General features: G+C 72.9%; 12 protein-coding genes. 11 read left to right on the top strand and 1 reads right to left on the bottom strand.

The features are described from left to right. The first annotated feature begins 117 nt into the window (after window positions 1–117). The 6 genes from miaA (at window position 118) to hflX (ending at window position 8,128) form a co-directional block, all read left to right on the top strand. Entirely contained in the window at window positions 118–1,056 is a 939-nt protein-coding gene (miaA, locus tag ACZ6I1_RS15180) for a tRNA (adenosine(37)-N6)-dimethylallyltransferase MiaA (RefSeq protein ID WP_469287232.1), read from the top strand. Between the two features lie 132 nt (window positions 1,057–1,188). Continuing rightward, complete coding sequence (locus ACZ6I1_RS15175; RefSeq protein WP_469287315.1) at window positions 1,189–1,770, top strand: hypothetical protein; 582 nt, start codon at window positions 1,189–1,191, stop codon at window positions 1,768–1,770. Between the two features lie 34 nt (window positions 1,771–1,804). Then, entirely contained in the window at window positions 1,805–2,680 is an 876-nt protein-coding gene (gene dapF, locus ACZ6I1_RS15170) for a diaminopimelate epimerase (RefSeq protein ID WP_469287230.1), read from the top strand. Between the two features lie 140 nt (window positions 2,681–2,820). Then, complete coding sequence (locus ACZ6I1_RS15165; RefSeq protein ID WP_469287228.1) at window positions 2,821–4,965, top strand: RelA/SpoT family protein; 2,145 nt, start codon at window positions 2,821–2,823, stop codon at window positions 4,963–4,965. Window positions 4,966–5,078: 113 nt separating this feature from the next. Beyond that, window positions 5,079–6,518, top strand: a complete 1,440-nt coding sequence (locus ACZ6I1_RS15160; protein ID WP_469287226.1) for a M1 family metallopeptidase — start codon at window positions 5,079–5,081, stop codon at window positions 6,516–6,518. Between the two features lie 104 nt (window positions 6,519–6,622). Then, window positions 6,623–8,128 carry a GTPase HflX gene (gene hflX / locus ACZ6I1_RS15155; protein ID WP_469287223.1) on the top strand — a complete coding sequence of 502 codons (1,506 nt, stop codon included), beginning with the start codon at window positions 6,623–6,625 and terminating at the stop codon, window positions 8,126–8,128. 85 nt (window positions 8,129–8,213) lie between these two features. Here hflX and ACZ6I1_RS15150 read toward each other — a convergent pair whose 3' ends face one another. Continuing rightward, window positions 8,214–9,383, bottom strand: a complete 1,170-nt coding sequence (locus tag ACZ6I1_RS15150) for a trypsin-like serine peptidase (RefSeq protein WP_469287221.1) — start codon at window positions 9,381–9,383, stop codon at window positions 8,214–8,216. A gap of 349 nt (window positions 9,384–9,732) precedes the next feature. On the opposite strand from ACZ6I1_RS15150, the gene ACZ6I1_RS15145 reads away from it, so the two are divergent. The 5 genes from ACZ6I1_RS15145 (at window position 9,733) to ACZ6I1_RS15125 (ending at window position 18,678) form a co-directional block, all read left to right on the top strand. Then, entirely contained in the window at window positions 9,733–11,046 is a 1,314-nt protein-coding gene (locus tag ACZ6I1_RS15145; protein WP_469287219.1) for a diaminobutyrate--2-oxoglutarate transaminase family protein, read from the top strand. An 882-nt stretch (window positions 11,047–11,928) separates the two neighbouring features. Then, window positions 11,929–13,917 carry an IucA/IucC family protein gene (locus ACZ6I1_RS15140; RefSeq protein WP_469287313.1) on the top strand — a complete coding sequence of 663 codons (1,989 nt, stop codon included), beginning with the start codon at window positions 11,929–11,931 and terminating at the stop codon, window positions 13,915–13,917. Between the two features lie 30 nt (window positions 13,918–13,947). Beyond that, window positions 13,948–14,646: a GNAT family N-acetyltransferase gene (locus ACZ6I1_RS15135; protein ID WP_469287217.1), complete on the top strand. Its 699-nt coding sequence runs from the start codon at window positions 13,948–13,950 to the stop codon at window positions 14,644–14,646. A 98-nt stretch (window positions 14,647–14,744) separates the two neighbouring features. Continuing rightward, window positions 14,745–16,655 (top strand): IucA/IucC family protein, encoded by a 1,911-nt coding sequence (locus tag ACZ6I1_RS15130; protein ID WP_469287215.1) that lies wholly within the window; start codon window positions 14,745–14,747, stop codon window positions 16,653–16,655. 52 nt (window positions 16,656–16,707) lie between these two features. Then, window positions 16,708–18,678 (top strand): ATP-dependent DNA helicase, encoded by a 1,971-nt coding sequence (locus ACZ6I1_RS15125; RefSeq protein WP_469287213.1) that lies wholly within the window; start codon window positions 16,708–16,710, stop codon window positions 18,676–18,678. The last annotated feature ends 22 nt before the right edge of the window (window positions 18,679–18,700 follow it).

Here is an 18,700-nt window from a genome sequence, read left to right as displayed (position 1 = left end):
CGCCCGGCGCGCCGTCGGGCGCACTCCGGCCGGAACCTCGCCAGGGCAACGACCCCGTCACCGGCCCGTCACCTCACCCGATCGGGTACACGCCGCAGGGTTTGCGAGACTGGGGCGGTGAGGAAAGCAGCCCCCGCCCCGCGGGTCATCGCCGTCGTCGGACCCACCGCGGCCGGAAAGTCCGATCTGGGCGTCGCCCTGGCCCGTCATTTCGACGGCGAAGTCGTCAACGCCGACTCCATGCAGCTGTACCGGGGGATGGACATCGGCACCGCCAAACTGACGACCGCGGAACGAGGCGGGGTCCCGCACCACCTCCTCGACATCTGGGACATCACCGAGACCGCCAACGTCGCCGAGTACCAGCGCCTGGCCCGCATCGAGATCGACAAACTCCTCGCCGAGGGCCGTACGCCCGTCCTCGTCGGCGGATCCGGCCTGTACGTGCGCGGGGCCCTGGACGCCATGGAGTTTCCCGGCACCGATCCTGCGGTCCGCGCCCGCCTGGAGGAGGAGCTGGCCCTGCGCGGTCCCGGCGCCCTGCACGCCCGCCTCGCCGCGTCCGATCCGGCCGCCGCCCAGGCGATCCTGCCCAGCAACGGGCGCAGGATCGTCCGCGCCCTGGAGGTCATCGAGATCACCGGCCGCCCCTTCACCGCCAACCTGCCCGGCCACGAGTCCGTCTACGACACCGTGCAGATCGGCGTGGACGTGGCCCGCCCGGAACTCGACGAGCGGATCGCGCTGCGCGTGGACCGGATGTGGGAGGACGGGCTGGTGGAGGAGGTCCGCGCCCTCGAGGCCCGGGGACTCCGCGACGGAATCACCGCCTCCAGGGCGCTCGGCTACCAGCAGGTGCTCGCCGCGCTCGCCGGGGAGTGCACCGAGGACGAGGCCAGGGCCGAGACGGTCCGCGCCACGAAGCGGTTCGCCCGGCGGCAGGATTCGTGGTTCCGCCGCGACCCGCGGGTGCACTGGCTCAGCGGAGCCGCCGCCGACCGGGGGGAACTCCCCGGGATCGCGCAGACGTTGGTCGAACGAGCGGTTACAGCCTGATCACGTGATGGCATCGGGACGCCCCGGGCGCCCGTCGGGGGGTCGGCGGCGTGCCATCATCAAACTTCTGGCGGTGCGGTCACCGCCAGTGCATGGCGGCGTACTGGGTCCGAGTGGGGAGGGCGCGTGGCGATGGAGGCCGGCCCTCGTGACACCGGGCAGGGCAACACCCGGCGGGAAGCGGACCCGAAGCTTCTCGACCGGCTGGACGGAACCGGATCCGGAACCGGAACGGGTAGCGAGACCGGAAGCGGAGCCGGAAGCGGAACCGCTCCGGAAACCGAGGCTGCCGGGCTCGGGCTGCCCGCCGACCCCGCGCGGCTGACGCCCGACGGCCCGGACGCACCCGACACCGCGGACATGGCCGTGGGCGGGCCCGAGTTCGAAGTGGAACTGCGCCCGCAGCGCCGCCTGCGCCTGTGGCAGATCGCCCCGATCGTGATGCTCGCCGCCGCCGGCTCGCTCATGTTCGCCTTCCCCCTCGCCTTCGAGTTCGGCGACGGCGGAGCCGTGGTCGCCATGCTCGGCTTCCTCATCAGCTGCTGCGCCGGCGGCTGGGGCATGATGGCCGCCCGCCGCGTCGGCTACACCTGGCCCGGGCTCCCGGCCCGGGGCAGCGGCCGCCGCCCCGACTGGCGCGTGGCCGCGCTGTACGCCGTGGCCGCGCTGGCCCTCGTAGCCCTCGCCGTGTACCGGGTGGCGCGGCTCCGCTGAAGGCCCGCGACCAGCGGATCGGTACCATGAGCGGGTGACGCACAACAGCCTCTCCTTCCTCAAGGGCCACGGCACCGAGAACGACTTCGTGATCATTCCGGACCCGGACAACGCCATCGAGCTGCCCGCGTCCGCCGTCGCGAAGCTGTGCGACCGGCGGGCCGGGATCGGCGGCGACGGCGTCCTGCACGTGGTCCGGTCCGCCGCCCACCCCGACGCCGCGCACCTGGCCGGCGAGGCGGAGTGGTTCATGGACTACCGCAACAGCGACGGCTCCATCGCCGAGATGTGCGGCAACGGCGTCCGCGTCTTCGCCCGCTACCTCGAGCACGCCGGCCACGCCGAGGCCGGCGACCTCGCGATCGCCACCCGGGGCGGCGTCAAGCACGTCCACCTCGACAAGAGCGGCGACGTCACCGTCGCGATGGGCCGGGCGGTCCTCCCCGAGGGCGAGGTCACCGTCTCCGTCGGCGAGCGCAGCTGGCCCGCGCGCAACGTGAACATGGGCAACCCGCACGCCGTGGCCTTCGTCGACAGCCTCGACGACGCCGGGAACCTGTACACCGCCCCGCCGTTCAGCCCCGCGTCCGCCTACCCGACCGGCGTCAACGTCGAGTTCGTCGTCGACCGCGGCCCCCGCCACGTCGCCATGCGCGTACACGAGCGCGGCTCCGGCGAAACCCGCTCCTGCGGCACCGGCGCCTGCGCCGTCGCCGTCGCCGCCATCCGCCGCGACGGCGCCGACCCCGCCGCCACCGGCGCGCCCGCCACCTACACCGTCGACCTCCCCGGCGGAACCCTGGTCATCACCGAGCACCCCGACGGGCAGATCGACATGACCGGACCGGCCGTGATCGTCGCCGCGGGCGAGTTCGAGGCGGCCTGGCTCACCGAAACGGCTTTCGCCTGAAGCTTCCCTCTAATGGGTGATCCATTTCACGCTGAGCGAGAGGTGGACTGCGCCACGTGGTGGGGTCGGTAACATCAGGCACCGGCCCTGAGGGCTCACCCCATGCCCACCACCGCCGGTCGAAGCCGCCGGAGGTGCCCATGAGTGCAGAGGCCACGAACCCCGAAGCACACCCCGAAGCGCCCCCTGAGCTCCGCAGACGCGGCCGGACCAGGCTCGATCTGCGCCGGCTGGGGCGCGCGGCCCTGCTCGGGCCGACATCCCGCGACCGGCTCCCGGACGCCATCGGCCACGTAGCCGAGGCGCACCGCGCCCACCATCCGGACGCCGATCTGTCCGTTCTGCGGCGTGCGTACCTGCTCGCGGAGACCTCGCACCGCGGCCAGATGCGCAAGAGCGGTGAGCCGTACATCACACATCCGCTCGCCGTCACCCTGATCCTGGCGGAACTCGGCGCGGAAACCACCACGTTGACGGCCTCGCTCCTCCACGACACCGTCGAGGACACCGACGTGACCCTCGATCAGGTCGGCGAGGAGTTCGGCGACGAGGTCCGCTTCATCGTCGACGGCGTCACCAAGGTGGAGAAGATCGACTACGGCGCCGCCGCCGAACCCGAGACCTTCCGCAAGATGCTCGTGGCCACCGGCAACGACGTGCGCGTGATGTCCATCAAACTCGCCGACCGGCTGCACAACATGCGCACCCTCGGCGTGATGCGCCCCGAAAAACAGGCCCGCATCGCCAAGGTCACCCGCGACGTCCTCATCCCGCTCGCCGAACGCCTCGGCGTCCAGGCCCTCAAGACCGAGCTGGAAGACCTCGTCTTCGCGATCCTGCACCCCGAGGAGTACGAGCGCACCCGCGCGCTCATCGCGGCCCATGCCGGGGAGCGCGACCCGCTGCCCGCCATCGCCGACTCCGTACGGACCGTCCTGCGCGAGGCGGGCATCACCGCCGAAGTGCAGGTCCGTCCGCGGCACTTCGTCTCCGTGCACCGGATCGCCCTCACCCGCGGCGAGCTGCGCGGCTCCGACTTCGGCCGCATCCTCGTCCTCGTCGGCGAGAACGCCGACTGCTACGCCGTGCTGGGCGAGCTGCACACCTGCTTCACCCCGGTCGTCTCGGAGTTCAAGGACTTCATCGCCACTCCCAAGTTCAACCTCTACCAGTCGCTGCACACCGCCGTCGCCACCCCCGACGGCCACGTGGCCGAGGTCATCGTGCGGACCCGGCAGATGCACCGCGTGGCCGAGGCGGGCGTGGTCGCGCTCGGCAATCCGTACGCCACCGCGCCCGCTGCGACCGGCGCGCCCGCCGCCTCCGCCGCGTCCAACGCCTCCGCCGCCGGTTCCGGGGCCCCGGACGCCGCGGCGGACCCGTACGAGGAGCGCGTGGACCCCACCCGCCCCGGCTGGCTGTCGCGGCTGCTCGACTGGCAGCAGTCCGCGCCCGACCCCGACACCTTCTGGAGCGTCCTGCGCGCCGAACTGGCCCAGGACCGGGAGATCACCGTCTTCCGGGCCGACGGCGGAACGCTCGGCCTGCCGGCCGGGGCCAGCTGCATCGACGCCGCCTACGCCCAGCACGGCGAGGCGGCCCACGGCTGTATCGGCGCCCGCGTCAACGGGCGCCTCACCTCCCTGTCCTCCCCGCTGTCCGACGGCGACACCGTGCAGCTGCTCCTCGCGCAGGACGCCTCCTCGGGCCCCGCCGCCGAGTGGCTGGACCACGCGAAGACCCCCGCCGCCCGGATCGCCATCAGCAGCTGGCTCGAAGCCCACCCCGACCGGGCGATGGCCACCACCACGGCCGCCCGGGCACCGCTCTCGGTGGTCGGGGCCCGCGGCGGCGGCGCCAACGCGGTCGCCGACCTGCCGAACGCCCCCGTACGGCTCGCCGGCTGCTGCACCCCGGTGCCGCCGGACGCCGTCGCCGGGTTCGTGGTCCGGGGAGGCGCCGTCACCGTGCACCGCATCCACTGCGCCGCGGTCGCCCAGATGCGGGCCGTGGGGCGCACCTCCGTCGCCGTGCACTGGCGGGCCACGGCGGACTGCCGGGTCACGCTCCTCGCCGAATCGTTCGGCCGCCCCCATCTGCTGGCCGACCTGACCGAGGCCATCGCCCGCGAGGGAGTCGAGGTCGTCTCCGCGACCGTCGAACCCCCCGTGGAACAGCGGGTCCGGCACACCTACACCCTTCAGCTGCCCGACGCGGCCGGACTGCCCGCCCTGATGCGCGCGATGCGGAACGTGCCCGGCGTGTACGACGTGAGCCGCGCCTAGGGGGACACGGGACGGCGGCCCTTTAGCCCGGGCCCGCGCCGGAAGGTCCCGTTCGGGTGGACCCGTCGCGCGCCGTACCCGGCCGTGCGGCGGACGCTGATATGCGGTGGTGGATGCAGCTCACCTCCCCCCGCCTGCGCGCCGCCCTGCTCGCCGCGGCCTCCCTCACCCTCGTCGCCGCCGTACTGCCCCCGCCGCGACCGCTGGGCATCGGCGACCGGCTGTTCCCCGAGCTCGGGAACCCCGGGTACGACGTGCTCTCTTACGACCTCTCCTTCACGTACAAGGACAACCGCACGCCCCTCGACGCCGTCACCGTCATCGACGCCCGGGCCCTGCAGCCGCTGGAGCGGATCAACCTGGACTTCACCCACGGAAAGGTGGCGTCCGCCGAGGTCAACGGCGAGCCGGCCCGGTTCGAGAGCGTGGCGGAGGACCTCGTCCTGACGCCCGCCCGCCCCGTCGCCGCCCACGTACCGCTGCACATCACCGTCCGGCACACCAGCGACCCGCGCGGGCGCGAGGACGGCGGCTGGGTGCCCACCGAGGACGGCCTGGCCATGGCCAACCAGGCCGACGCCGCCCACCGGGTCTTCCCCTGCAACGACCACCCCGCCGACAAGGCGTTCTTCACCTTCCGCGTCACGGCCCCCGAAGCGCTCACCGTCGTCACCAACGGAGTACCGGTGGCAGCCGCCCAGCGCAAAGGCGCCGCCAAGACGTGGACGTACCGGACCCGGCACCCGATGGCCACCGAACTCGCCCAGGTCTCCGTCGGACGCTCCGCCGTCGTCCACAGCACCGGACCGCACGGACTGCCGCTGCGCGACGTGGTGCCCGCCGCCGACCGCAAGAAGCTGGAGCCGTGGCTGAAAAAGACCGCCGGCCACATCGCCTGGATGGAGGAGCGTGTCGGCCGCTACCCCTTCGAGAACTACGGCGTGCTGATCGCGCGGGCGACCACCGGCTTCGAACTGGAGACGCAGACCCTTTCGCTCTTCGAGCACGGCCTGTTCTCGGGCGAGGGCTACCCCGAGTGGTACGTCGAATCCGTGATGGTCCACGAGCTCGCCCACCAGTGGTTCGGTGACAGCGTCGCCCCGCGCACCTGGTCCGACCTGTGGCTCAACGAGGGACACGCCACCTGGTACGAAGCCCTGTACGCGGACAGCCTCGGCACGTACTCCCTGGAACGGCGCATGCACGAGGCCTACCAGCGCTCCGACCAGTGGCGGGCCGCGGGCGGCCCCCCGGCCGCCCCCAAGGCGGCCGCACCCGGCGAGAAGATCGGCCTGTTCCGGCCCGTCGTCTACGACGGGTCCGCGCTGATCCTCTACGCCCTGCGCCAGGAGATCGGCACCCGGGCCTTCGACCGCCTCGAACGCCGCTGGGTGGCCGAGCACAAGGACGGGGTCGCGGGCACGGCGGACTTCGTACGCCTCGCCTCCCAGGAGGCCGGACGGGACCTGACCGCCTTCCTGGAGCCCTGGCTGTACGGGACGACGACCCCGGAGATGCCCGGCCACCCCGAGTGGAGCGGGAAAAGCGTGTGACCCGGCGGGAACGGGCATGTCACCATCGACAGGGCCGTTCGGGGAATCCCCCGGCGGTGTGACACGTTGGACGTGACAGTTATCCGAATCGACGTAAGGATCCAATGACCTCCTCTTCTTCCCCTTCCCAGGACGCGCGGGACGCACAGGACGTGCGCGAGTCGCAGAGCTTCACCGAGAGCCTTCGGGCCGATGCCCTGATGGAAGAGGACGTCGCCTGGAGCCACGAGATCGACACGGACCGCGACGGCGAGCAGTTCGAACGCTCCGAGCGCGCGGCACTGCGCCGCGTGGCCGGCCTCTCCACCGAGCTCGAAGACGTCACCGAAGTCGAGTACCGCCAGCTCCGCCTGGAGCGGGTCGTCCTCGTCGGTGTCTGGACCTCCGGCACGGTGACCGATGCGGAGAACTCCCTCGCGGAGCTCGCCGCACTCGCCGAGACGGCAGGTGCCCTCGTCCTCGACGGCGTGATCCAGCGCCGCGACAAGCCGGACCCGGCCACCTTCATCGGCTCCGGCAAGGCGCGCGAACTGCGTGACATCGTCATGGAGAGCGGTGCCGACACCGTCGTCTGCGACGGCGAGCTCAGCCCCGGCCAGCTCATCGCCCTCGAGGACGTCGTCAAGGTGAAGGTGGTCGACCGGACCGCCCTCATCCTGGACATCTTCGCCCAGCACGCCAAGTCCCGAGAGGGCAAGGCGCAGGTCGCACTCGCGCAGATGCAGTACATGCTTCCGCGCCTGCGCGGCTGGGGTGCCTCGCTGTCCCGGCAGATGGGTGGCGGCGGCGGTGGCGGCATGGCCACCCGAGGCCCCGGTGAGACCAAGATCGAGACGGACCGGCGACGGATCCGCGAGAAGATGGCGAAGATGCGCCGGGAAATCGCGGACATGAAGACCGGCCGCGACATCAAGCGGCAGGAACGACGCCGCAACAAGGTCCCCTCGGTCGCCATCGCCGGTTACACCAACGCCGGCAAGTCCTCGCTGCTCAACCGCCTCACGGGCGCGGGCGTGCTGGTGGAGAACGCACTGTTCGCCACCCTCGACCCGACCGTGCGCCGGGCCGAGACGCCCAGCGGCCGGATCTACACCCTGGCCGACACCGTCGGCTTCGTCCGGCACCTGCCTCACCACCTCGTCGAGGCGTTCCGCTCCACGATGGAGGAGGTCGGCGACTCCGACCTCATCCTGCACATCGTGGACGGCTCGCACCCGGCGCCGGAGGAGCAGCTGGCGGCGGTCCGCGAGGTCATCCGCGAGGTCGGCGCGGTGAACGTGCCCGAGATCGTGGTGATCAACAAGGCGGACGCAGCGGACCCGCTCGTCCTCCAGCGGCTGCTGCGCATCGAACGGCACTCCATCGCCGTCTCGGCGCGCACGGGCATGGGCATCGAGGAACTCCTCGCGCTCATCGACTCCGAGCTGCCGCGGCCCGAGGTCGAGGTGGAGGCCCTGGTGCCGTACACCCTCGGCTCCCTGGTCGCCAAGGCACACGCCGAGGGCGAGGTCCTCTCCGAGGAGCACACCCCGGAGGGCACCCTGCTCAAGGTGCGGGTCCACCAGGAACTGGCCGCGGACCTGGCTCCGTACGCGCTCGCCAAGCGGTGACCTGACGCGCGCACCCATGTAAAAGGACCGGGCCCCCTGCGACGCAGGGAGCCCGGTCCTTTCACATGCGCGGTGGTGGGGGAACCTACTTGAACTTGCCGCTCACGGCGTCGAAGATGCCCTTCGCCTCCGGACCCAGCCGCGGTCCGGCCAGCCAGCCCGCCTTGGCCGGGCCGATCGACGTGTTCGACACCAGCGCCGGCTTGCCGTCGGCGCCCGCCGCGACCCAGCCACCGCCGGAGGAACCGCCCGTCATGGTGCAGCCGATGCGGTACATCACCGGGTCGTTCGCGCTCAGCGACAGCCGGCCCGGCTTGCCCGTGCACTGGTAGGCCTTCTGCCCGTCGAACGGAGCGGCCGCCGGGTAGCCGGTGGCCGTGATGCTCGCGACCTTCGGCACCGCGGGAGCGGCGAACTCCACCGGGAGCGCCGAACCGACCGTCTCCTCCAGCGACTTGCCGCTGCCCTTCTCGGGGGTCACGTGCAGCACCGCGAAGTCGTACGGGGCACCCGCGCCGCCGGTCGGACCGCCGGTCGCGATCCACTGGTCGGAGGTCTGCGCCCAGTCGCTCCACCAGACGCCGTACGGGGCCACCTGCTCGCGCGGCGCGCCCTTGAGCTGCGCCGCGGGCTTGCCCGCGTTGTTGTACGACGGGACGAAGGCGATGTTGCGGTACCAGCCGCCGGACTTGCCCGCGTGCACGCAGTGGCCCGCCGTCCAGACCAGGTTGGACTTGCCGGGGTGGGCCGGGTCCTTGACCACGGTCGCCGAGCAGACCATCGAACCCTCGGGCCCGTCGAAGAAGACCTTGCCGGCCTCGGGAACGCTCTGGTGGTAGGGCGGGTTCGCCGCCTTGGCCGTCACCGGCGCAGGGGTCGGGTCGGTGACGCCCTGGTCCTTGCCCGCGTCCGGGTCCACGGACGGCTGCTTCGGCTGCTCCGCGTCACGCATGCGGTCCGGGTCCCACAGGTCCTCGATGATCGGGTTGATGTAGTCGCCCGCCTCGCGGAGCCAGTCCTCCTTCTTCCAGTTCTTCCACTCACCCCCCTTCCACTTCTCCAGGTCGATGCCGTGCTCCTTGAGCTTGTCCTTGAGCTGGTCCGGGATCTTGATCCCGTCCGTGCCCGGAAGGCTCGCCGCCACGGTCGGCTTGGCGTCGCCGCCGGCCTCCTCGTCGCCCGGCCCGCAGGCGGCGGCGGTCAGCGTGAGCGCGACCGCGCACAGGATCGCGGTGACCGGTCGGTTCGGTCGCATGTCGTTCGTCCCCCAGGTGGATTCGAGGCGTGGAGTGCAGCACCCCACTATGCCGCCGAGGTGGGGGACGGCACAGCCCGGGGCAGCGGTTCCGCGTTCTCTCCGCCCGGCCGGCAAGGATCTTCGGCCCACCCGTGATCCGTCGTCGTCAGCGTCGTTGGTACGTACGGGGGATGGGCGGGCAGCGCTCGTGTTCGGGGCGCAATCCGGAAGAGCACTCCGTGCGGGAGGACCGACACTCGTGGCTTTGACCGAGCCGGCGGCGGCCGCGGCCGCCGCTGCCGCTGCTGCTGCTGCACAGTTGACGCCACCTCAGGCGCCTCCACACGTTCCGCCGCAGGGAGGCCGGTTGCCGGGCGCCGGCGGACCGGTCCTCGCCGACGGCATCCTGCGCAGGCAGGCACAGCGGGAGTCCGCCGCCCGGACGTACGCGCGCTCACTGCCCATCGTCCCGGTGCGGGCCCGCGGGCTGACCATCGAGGGAGCCGACGGACGCCGCTACCTCGACTGCCTCTCCGGGGCGGGGACCCTGGCCCTCGGGCACAACCACCCGGTCGTCCTCCAGGCCGTGCGCGGAGTCCTCGACTCCGGCGCGCCGCTGCACGTGCTGGACCTCGCCACCCCGGTCAAGGACGCCTTCACCACGGAGCTGTTCGCGAACCTGCCGCCGGAACTGGCCGCCGACGCCCGCATCCAGTTCTGCGGACCGGCCGGCACCGACGCCGTGGAGGCCGCCCTCAAGCTCGTCCGCACCGCGACCGGCCGCTGCGGACTGCTGGCCTTCACCGGGGCCTACCACGGGATGACCGCCGGAGCCCTGGACGCCTCGGGCGGAGCCCATGACGTACGGGTGACCCGGCTGCCGTACCCGCAGGACCACCGCTGCCCGTTCGGAGTCGGCGGCGCCGAAGGAGCCGAACTCGGCGCCCGCTGGACGGAGAACCTGCTGGACGATCCCAAGGGCGGGGTGCCCGCCCCGGCCGGGATGATCCTCGAACCCGTACAGGGCGAGGGCGGGGTCATCCCGGCCCCGGACGCCTGGCTGCGCAGGATGCGGGAGATCACCGCCGCCCGAGGGATCCCCCTGATCGCGGACGAGGTGCAGACGGGTGTGGGCCGGACCGGCGCCTTCTGGGGAGTCGACCACGCCGGGGTGGTTCCCGACGTGATGGTCCTGTCCAAGGCGATCGGCGGCAGCCTGCCGCTCGCGGTGATCGTGTACCGGGCGGGCCTGGACGTGTGGACCCCGGGTGCGCACGCGGGCACCTTCCGCGGCAACCAGCTCGCCATGGCCGCCGGCACGGCCACGCTCGCCTTCGTCCGCGAGAACCGGCTCGCCGAGCGGGCGGCCGCCCTGGGCGAGCGGATGCTGACGGCCCTGCGCGGCCTGGCCGCCGCCCACGCCTGCATCGGAGACGTACGCGGCCGCGGCCTGATGATCGGCGTCGAACTCGTCGACCCCGACACCGGGACCGCCGCACCGGCCCTCGCCAACGCCGTCCGCCAGGAATGCCTGGACCGGGGCCTGATCGTCGAACTCGGCGGCCGCCACAACACGGTCGTCCGCCTGCTGCCCCCACTGACCCTGACCGACGAGCAGGCCGCGGCGGTCCTCGACCGCCTGGCCGACGCCATCCCGGCCGCCGCCCGCCGGACCCACTGACCAGCACCCCGAGGACCCCCGATGCCCGACCCCCACCACCCCACCCCGCCCCCCACCCACCCCCCGGCCTTGAGCGCACCCCCCACCCTGGGCCCGACCCAGCCCCCAGCGCTGGACCCGGCCCAGCCTCCGGCGCCGGCCCAGCCCCAAGCCCAAGCCCCGGCGTCGGGCCAGCCCCAGTCCCACGCCCCGGCCCTGAGCCCGGCCGAGGCTCAAGCCCCGACGTCGGCCCAGCCCCAGGCCCCGGCCCTGGGCCCGGCCGAGGCTCAAGCCCCGGCGTCGGGCCAGCTCCAGCCCCACGCCCCGGCCCTGGGCCCGGCCCAGTCCCCGACGTCGGGCCAGCCCCAGTCCCAGGCGCCCGCTCTAGGCGCGGCCGAGGCTCAAGGCTCGAACCGGAACCAGGCCTTGGGCTTGGCCCCGGCGCAGACCCCGGACCCCGCCCAGGGGCCGGCGCCGGCTCAGGGCCAGGCCCCGACCCAAGCCCCCGCGCCGGGCTCGACTCAGGCCCCCGCTGTCGGCCCGGCCGGAGAGCACGCCCCCATCCAGGCCCCGGCCCCGGCGCAGGCCCTGGACCCCGCGGAGGCCCCGACCCAGAACCAGGGCCCAGCCCAGTCTCCGGACCCGGCCCTCGGTACGGCCCGGTCCCAGGCCATGCGCGCCGGCCAGTCCGAGGCCATGGACGGCGACCGGTCCCAGGCCACGGACACCGGCCAGTCCGAGGCCATGGACGGCGACCGGTCCCAGGCCACGGACGCCGCCCACGCCCTGAGCCAGGCCCAGGCCCACGCCCCGAACCAGGCCCAGGCGCAGCCCCAGGCTCCGGTTCAGGGCCCGTCCGAGGCTCACGCCGCGTCCGATTCCGCGCCCAGGCTCCTGCCTCCCGTGTCCCCGTCGCCTCCCGCACCGCCAGGGCTTGCCGGCCCGCCGGAGCACCCGCAGGCGGGCGTCCCGGCTGCTCCCACCGGAGCGCCGCGCCAGCAGCCCCACGCGGCCGGCGTCGGGGCAGCGGCCACCGTGCCACGGCAGAAGGACGGCACGCCCCGGCCCCGGACCAGTTGGGCCCTTTCCGCCGGTCAGGCGCCGATCGCCTGGCCCGACCTGCTGGACCACCCGGACCCGGCCGTCGCCGCCGAGGCCGCGGCGGTGGAGAACCTGCTCCGGTGCTGGGTCCGCGAAGCCGCCATCCGACGGCCCGACGGCCCCGCCGGGACTCCGTTGCGCATCCCCCTCCCCGCATCCGGTACGACCCTGCTCGTGCCCGTCCGGTACTGGTCCGCCACGGGCTGGCACCGCTTCGGCCCCGCCTGGCTGGCCGGCGCCCCCGCGACCGCCCGGGCCGTGGACGCCGTCACCCTGGCCGCACTCCTCGCCCGGGAGGGCACGCTCCCAAGCACCGGCACCGGCACCGGCATCACCGAACGCTCCGGCGCGCTCCGCGGCAGCGCCGACCTCGTCGGCCGGGTCGCCGACTCGGTCCGCCGTACCGCGGAGTTCATCACCGACCGGCGCGAACGCCCGGCCGCCCCCGCCGCCATCGGCGTGGACCGCTTCCTGACCGCCGAACAGTCCCTCCTCCTCGGTCACCCCCTCCAGCCGGACCCGAAGAGCCGCGAAGGACTCTCCGAGACCGAAGCACGCCGTTACTCACCCGAACTCCACGGCTCCTTCCCCCTGCACTGGTTCGCCATCGAACCCTCCGCCCTCGCCACCGAATCCGCCTGGACCGAGCGCGGCCGCCCCGTATCCGCCGTCCAGCTCCTGGGCCGACTCGCCCCCGGACTCCCGCTTCCCGACGGCGCCACCCCCCTTCCCCTTCACCCCTGGCAGGCCCGCGACCTGCTCGAGCGCCCCGCCGTCGCCGCCCTCCGCGACGCCGGACTCCTGCACGACCTGGGCCCCTACGGCGCCCCCTGGTATCCCACCTCCTCCGTCCGCACCGTCCACCGCCCCGGCTCGCCGGCGATGCTCAAGCTGTCCCTGGGCCTGCGCATCACCAACTCCCGCCGCGAGAACCTCCGCAAGGAGCTCCATCGCGGTGTCGAAGTGCACCGGCTGCTGCGCACCGGTCTCGCCGAGCAGTGGCAGGCGGCCCACCCCGGCTTCGACATCGTCCGCGACCCCGCCTGGGTCGCCGTCGACTCCCCGGACGGCACCCCCGTCCCCGGACTCGACGCCCTGCTGCGCCACAACCCCTTCCGCTCAGGCGACGACGCCGTCTGCATCGCCGCTCTCACCGCTCCCCGCCCATGGCCCGGCCGGACCGCCATGAGCTCCCGGCTCGCCGAGATCGTCTCCGGCCTCGCCGCCGCCACCGGACACACCACCTCCGCCGTCGCCGCCGAGTGGTTCCTGCGCTACCTCGACCACGTGGTCCTACCGGTCCTCGCCTTCGACGCGCTCGCCGGCATCGCCCTCGAAGCACACCAGCAGAACACCCTGGTCCTCCTCGACCCGGCCGGCTGGCCGGTCGGCGGCCGCTACCGCGACAACCAGGGCTACTACTTCCGCGAGTCCCACCGCGCGGAACTGGAGCACCGGCTCCCCGGCATCGGCAGCCGCAGCGACACCTTCGTCTCCGACACCGTCACCGACGAACGCTTCGCCTATTACCTCGGCATCAACAACGTGCTCGGCCTGATCGGGTCCTTCGGTTCCCAGCGGCTCGCCGACGAACGCGTGCTCCTCGCCGCCTTCCGCCGCTTCCTCGGCAAGGCCGCAGGCCTCGGCCCGCTCCCGGCGAAGCTGCTCGACTCGCCCACCCTGCGCTGCAAGGCGAACCTGCTCACCCGCCTGGGCGGCCTCGACGAACTCGTGGGACCCGTCGACACCCAGTCCGTCTACGTCACCATCACCAACCCCCTTCACGACTGACGCGTCGGAACCGACGCGGGGAAGAACCCGATGCCCACCACAGATGCCCCCGCCGAGTCCGCCGGCTCCACCACCCACGCCACCGGCACGGTCCGCACCCTCGACGACACCATCGAACTGGGGCTCCCCACCGGACTGTTGCCGCTGCTCGCCGAAGCCGACCTCCTCGACTCCCCGGCCACCTGGGGCAGCACCCACACCCCTGCCGGAGCATTCCGCCTCGAACCCGTACGACCGGGCCGCGACCTGGAGCTCCTCACCGGCTGGATGAACGACCCCGACGTGGCCGCCTATTGGGAACTCGCCGGTCCCGCCGAGGTCACCGCAGCCCACCTGCAGGCCCAACTCGAAGGGGACGGCCGCAGCATCCCCTGCCTGGGCCTTCTCGAGGGCACACCGATGAGCTACTGGGAGATCTACCGGGCCGACCTCGACCCGATCTCCCGCCACTACCCGGCGCGCCCCCACGACACGGGTATCCACCTGCTCATCGGAGACGGCACGAACCGCGGCCGCGGCCTGGGCACCACCCTGCTGCGCGCCGTCGCCGACCTCGTCCTCGGCAACCGCCCCCGCTGCACACGTGTCATCGCGGAACCGGACATCCGCAACACCCCCTCCGTATCGGCCTTCCTGAGCTCTGGCTTCCGCTGTTACACCGAAATCGACCTTCCCGAGAAGCGTGCCGCCCTGATGATCCGGGAGCGGGCGCTGCGCAATCTCCTCTGAGTGCCGCCCCGCGCGCCCCGACCGTCCTCGCCGCTTCGCACCTCTCCCTTCGAAAACTCTGCGTCACGCAGCAAAGTTCCCGATCTCCGAGGAGTCCCGTGCCGAATTTCCCCGCAGCCCCCGACTCCGCAGAATCCCCGCTGCCCCCGTCGCCCCAACACCCCTGCACGCCGCCGGAACTCACCTCCGCGACGTGGGACTCCGCCGCCCGCCGCCTGCTCGCCAAGATGCTCTCCGAGTTCGCCTACGAGGAGATCATCAGCCCCGTCCCCGTCCCGGCCGCCGCCGGTGACGCGTGGAGCCTGACCCTGGACGACGGCAGCGTCCTCGGCTTCCGCGCCCGCCGCCGCTCGTACGGCAGCTGGCACGTCACCCCCGACACGATCACCCTCACACCGCCGTCACCCTCCGAACCACCTTCACCCTCCACAACCCCCTCACCCTGCACCGCGCCGGCGCCCTCCCCGCAGCCGCCGACCGCCTTCGGGGATCCGTACGCCTTCCTCGTCCGCTCCCGTACGCTCCTCGGTCTCGACGGAGCCACCCTCGGCCACCTCGTCCGCGAGCTCAGCGCCACCCTCGCCGCCGACGCCCGGATCGAACACGCCGCGCTCACCGCCGACGTCCTCGCCGACCTCGAATACGCCCTCCTCGAAGGCCACCAGACCGGTCACCCCTGGCTCGTCCTCAACAAGGGCCGCATCGGGCTCTCCTCCTCCGACACCGCGGCCTGGGCACCGGAGGCCCGTACCCGTCAGCGACTGCCCTGGCTCGCCGCCCACACCTCGCTCGCCTCCTACCGCGGGACCGCCGGCCTGGAGGATCCCGCCCGGCTCTACGCCGCCGAGCTCGACCCCGTCACCCGGGCCGGCTTCGACCAGGCCCTGCGCGACCGCGGCCTGGACCCCCTCCACTACCTCTACCTGCCGGTCCACCCCTGGCAGTGGGACGAGGTCGTCCTCCCGCTCTTCGCCCCGGCCCTCGCCTCCGGCGCCCTCGTACCGCTCCCCGCCGATCCCGACGTGCGCCTGCCCCAGCAGTCGATCCGTACCTTCCTCAACCTCACCCGCCCCGACCGGCACAGCGTCAAGCTCCCGCTCTCCGTCTTCAACACCATGGTCTGGCGCGGCCTGCCCAGCGACCTCACCCTCGCCGCCCCCGCCGTCACCGCATGGATCCACTCCCTCCGCGACGCCGACCCCTTCCTGCGCGAGGAATGCGGGGTCATCCTGCTGGGCGAGGTCGCCTCCGTCACCGTCCGCCACCCCGTCTACGAGGCGCTCCCCGAGGTCCCCTACCAGTACAAGGAGCTCCTCGGGGCGATCTGGCGCGAGCCCCTCACCGGACGCCTCGCACCCGGCGAGCGCGCCCGCACCCTCGCCTCCCTCCTCCACACCGACCCCCGCGGCCGGTCCTTCACCGCCGAACTCGTCGCCCGGTCCGGACTGGCCCCGACCGTCTGGCTGCAGCGCCTCTTCGCCGCCCTGCTGCCCCCGCTCCTCCACTTCCTCTACCGCTACGGCACCGTCTTCTCCCCGCACGGCGAGAACGCCATCGTGATCTTCGACGAACACGAGGTCCCGGTCCGGCTCGCGGTCAAGGACTTCGTGGACGACATCAACATCACCGCCGAACCGCTCCCCGAGCTGGACTCCCTGCCCGACGAGGTCCGCGCGGTCCTGCTCACCGAGCCCGCCGACTTCCTGCCCCAGTTCATCCACTCCGGGCTCTTCGTCGGCGTCTTCCGCTACCTCTCGGCCCTGTGTGAGGACCGCCTCGGTGTCCCGGAGAACGAGTTCTGGTCCCTCGTACGGGCGGAGATCATCCGCCACCAGGCCCGGTTCCCCGAGCTGAAGGACCGCTACGAGCTCTTCGACCTGCTCGGCGAGCGCATCGGACGGCTCTGCCTGAACCGGAACCGGCTGTACGAGGACGGCTACCGCGACCGCCCCACCCGACCGCACGCCGTCGTGCACGGCACCGTCCCCAACCCCTTGTACCGGCCATGAATCCTCGCCGGGGCGGTTGCTGTCGGTGGGGCCCCGTAGGGTTGGCAGTGCTATGACGAAGCCCTCCCTCCCCGACCTGCTGCACGCCGCCGTCTCCGCCGTCGGCGGTACGGAGCGCCCCGGCCAGGTGGCCATGGCCGAAGCCGTCGCCGATGCGATCGACGACAACTCCCACCGGCTCATCCAGGCCGGCACCGGCACCGGAAAGTCCCTCGGCTACCTGGTGCCGGCCCTCGCCCACGGCGAGCGCGTGGTCGTGGCCACGGCGACCCTCGCGCTCCAGCGGCAGCTCGTCGAGCGCGACCTGCCCCGGACGGTGGAGGCACTGCACCCGCAGCTGCGCCGCCGCCCGCAGTTCGCCATGCTCAAGGGCCGCTCCAACTACCTGTGCCTGCACCGCCTGCACGAGGGCGCTCCCCAGGACGAGGAGGAGGGCCTCTTCGACCAGTTCGAAGCGGCCACCCCCACCAGCAAGCTCGGCAAGGACCTGCTGCGCCTGCGCGACTGGGCGGACGAAACGGAGACCGGCGACCGCGACGACCTCACGCCGGGCGTCTCGGACAAGGCCTGGTCGCAGATCTCCGTGTCCTCCCGCGAGTGCCTGGGCGCGACGAAGTGCGCGTACGGGGCCGAGTGCTTCGCCGAGGCGGCCCGCGAGCGGGCCAAGCTCGCGGACGTGGTCGTCACCAACCACGCCCTGCTCGCCATCGACGCCATCGAGGGCGCTCCGGTGCTGCCGCAGCACGAGGTGCTGATCGTGGACGAGGCCCACGAGCTGGTCTCCCGGGTGACCGGAGTCGCCACCGGCGAGCTCACCCCCGGGCAGGTCAACCGGGCCGTGAAGCGGGCGGCCAAGCTGGTCGACGAGAAGACGGCCGACTCCCTGCAGACCGCCGCGGAGTCTTTCGAGCGGGTCATGGAGCTGGCGCTCCCCGGCCGGCTGGAGGAGGTTCCCGAGGATCTCGGCTACGCGCTGATGGCCCTGCGGGACGCCGCGCGCAATGTGATCTCGGCGATCGGCGCGACCCGCGACAAGTCCGTCCACGACGAGGACGCCGTCCGCAAGCAGGCCCTCGCCGCGGTCGAGAGCATCCACGGGGTGGCGGAGCGGATCACCAACGGTTCCGAATACGACGTCGTCTGGTACGAGCGTCACGACCGCTTCGGTGCGACGCTGCGGGTCGCCCCGCTGTCGGTGTCGGGCCTGCTGCGCGAAAAGCTCTTCGAGGACCGCTCCGTGGTGCTGACCTCGGCCACCCTCAAGCTGGGCGGTGACTTCAACGGCGTCGCGGCGTCGCTGGGGCTGTCCCCCGAGGGGGTCGAGGGGGATGACGCTCCGGTCTGGAAGGGCCTGGACGTCGGCTCGCCCTTCGACTACCCGAAGCAGGGCATCCTCTACGTCGCCAAGCACCTGGCCACGCCGGGCCGCGAGGGCACCCGCGGCGACATGATGGACGAGCTCGCCGAGCTGATCGAGGCGGCCGGCGGCCGCACCCTCGGGCTCTTCTCCTCCATGCGCGGCGCCAAGGCGGCCGCCGAGGAGCTGCGCGGCCGGCTCGACAACCCGATCCTGCTCCAGGGCGAGGAGACGCTCGGCGAACTGATCAAGGCCTTCGCCGCCGACCCCCAAACGTGCCTGTTCGGGACGCTGTCGCTGTGGCAGGGCGTGGACGTGCCCGGCCCCAGCTGTCAGCTGGTGGTGATGGACAGGATCCCGTTCCCGCGTCCCGACGACCCCTTGATGAGCGCCCGGCAGAAGTCGGTCGAGGAGCACGGCGGCAACGGGTTCATGGCCGTGGCGGCCACGCACGCCGCGCTGCTGATGGCCCAGGGCGCGGGCCGGCTCGTGCGGGCCACGGGCGACCGGGGCGTGGTCGCGGTCCTGGATCCCCGCTTGGCCACGGCCCGGTACGGCACCTTCCTCAGGGCCACGCTGCCGGACTTCTGGTACACCACGGACCGGAACCAGGCCCGCCGCTCACTGGCCGCCATCGACGCGTCCGCCAAGGCCGACGGGAAGTAGTTCCCGGGAGCCGGGAGCCGGG

The sequence above is a fragment of the Streptomyces sp. NPDC046303 genome, from assembly GCF_055588085.1.
This window is presented reverse-complemented; position numbering and strand designations above follow the sequence as displayed.

Bases quoted from the DNA above. Each gene is read 5' to 3' on its own strand.
- ACZ6I1_RS15150 (WP_469287221.1), bottom strand. From the start codon at position 9,383: ATGCGACCGAACCGACCGGTCACCGCGATCCTGTGCGCGGTCGCGCTC.
- ACZ6I1_RS15160 (WP_469287226.1), top strand. From the start codon at position 5,079: ATGCAGCTCACCTCCCCCCGCCTGCGCGCCGCCCTGCTCGCCGCGGCC.
- ACZ6I1_RS15135 (WP_469287217.1), top strand. From the start codon at position 13,948: ATGCCCACCACAGATGCCCCCGCCGAGTCCGCCGGCTCCACCACCCAC.
- ACZ6I1_RS15125 (WP_469287213.1), top strand. From the start codon at position 16,708: ATGACGAAGCCCTCCCTCCCCGACCTGCTGCACGCCGCCGTCTCCGCC.
- hflX (WP_469287223.1), top strand. From the start codon at position 6,623: ATGACCTCCTCTTCTTCCCCTTCCCAGGACGCGCGGGACGCACAGGAC.
- ACZ6I1_RS15165 (WP_469287228.1), top strand. From the start codon at position 2,821: ATGAGTGCAGAGGCCACGAACCCCGAAGCACACCCCGAAGCGCCCCCT.
- ACZ6I1_RS15175 (WP_469287315.1), top strand. From the start codon at position 1,189: ATGGAGGCCGGCCCTCGTGACACCGGGCAGGGCAACACCCGGCGGGAA.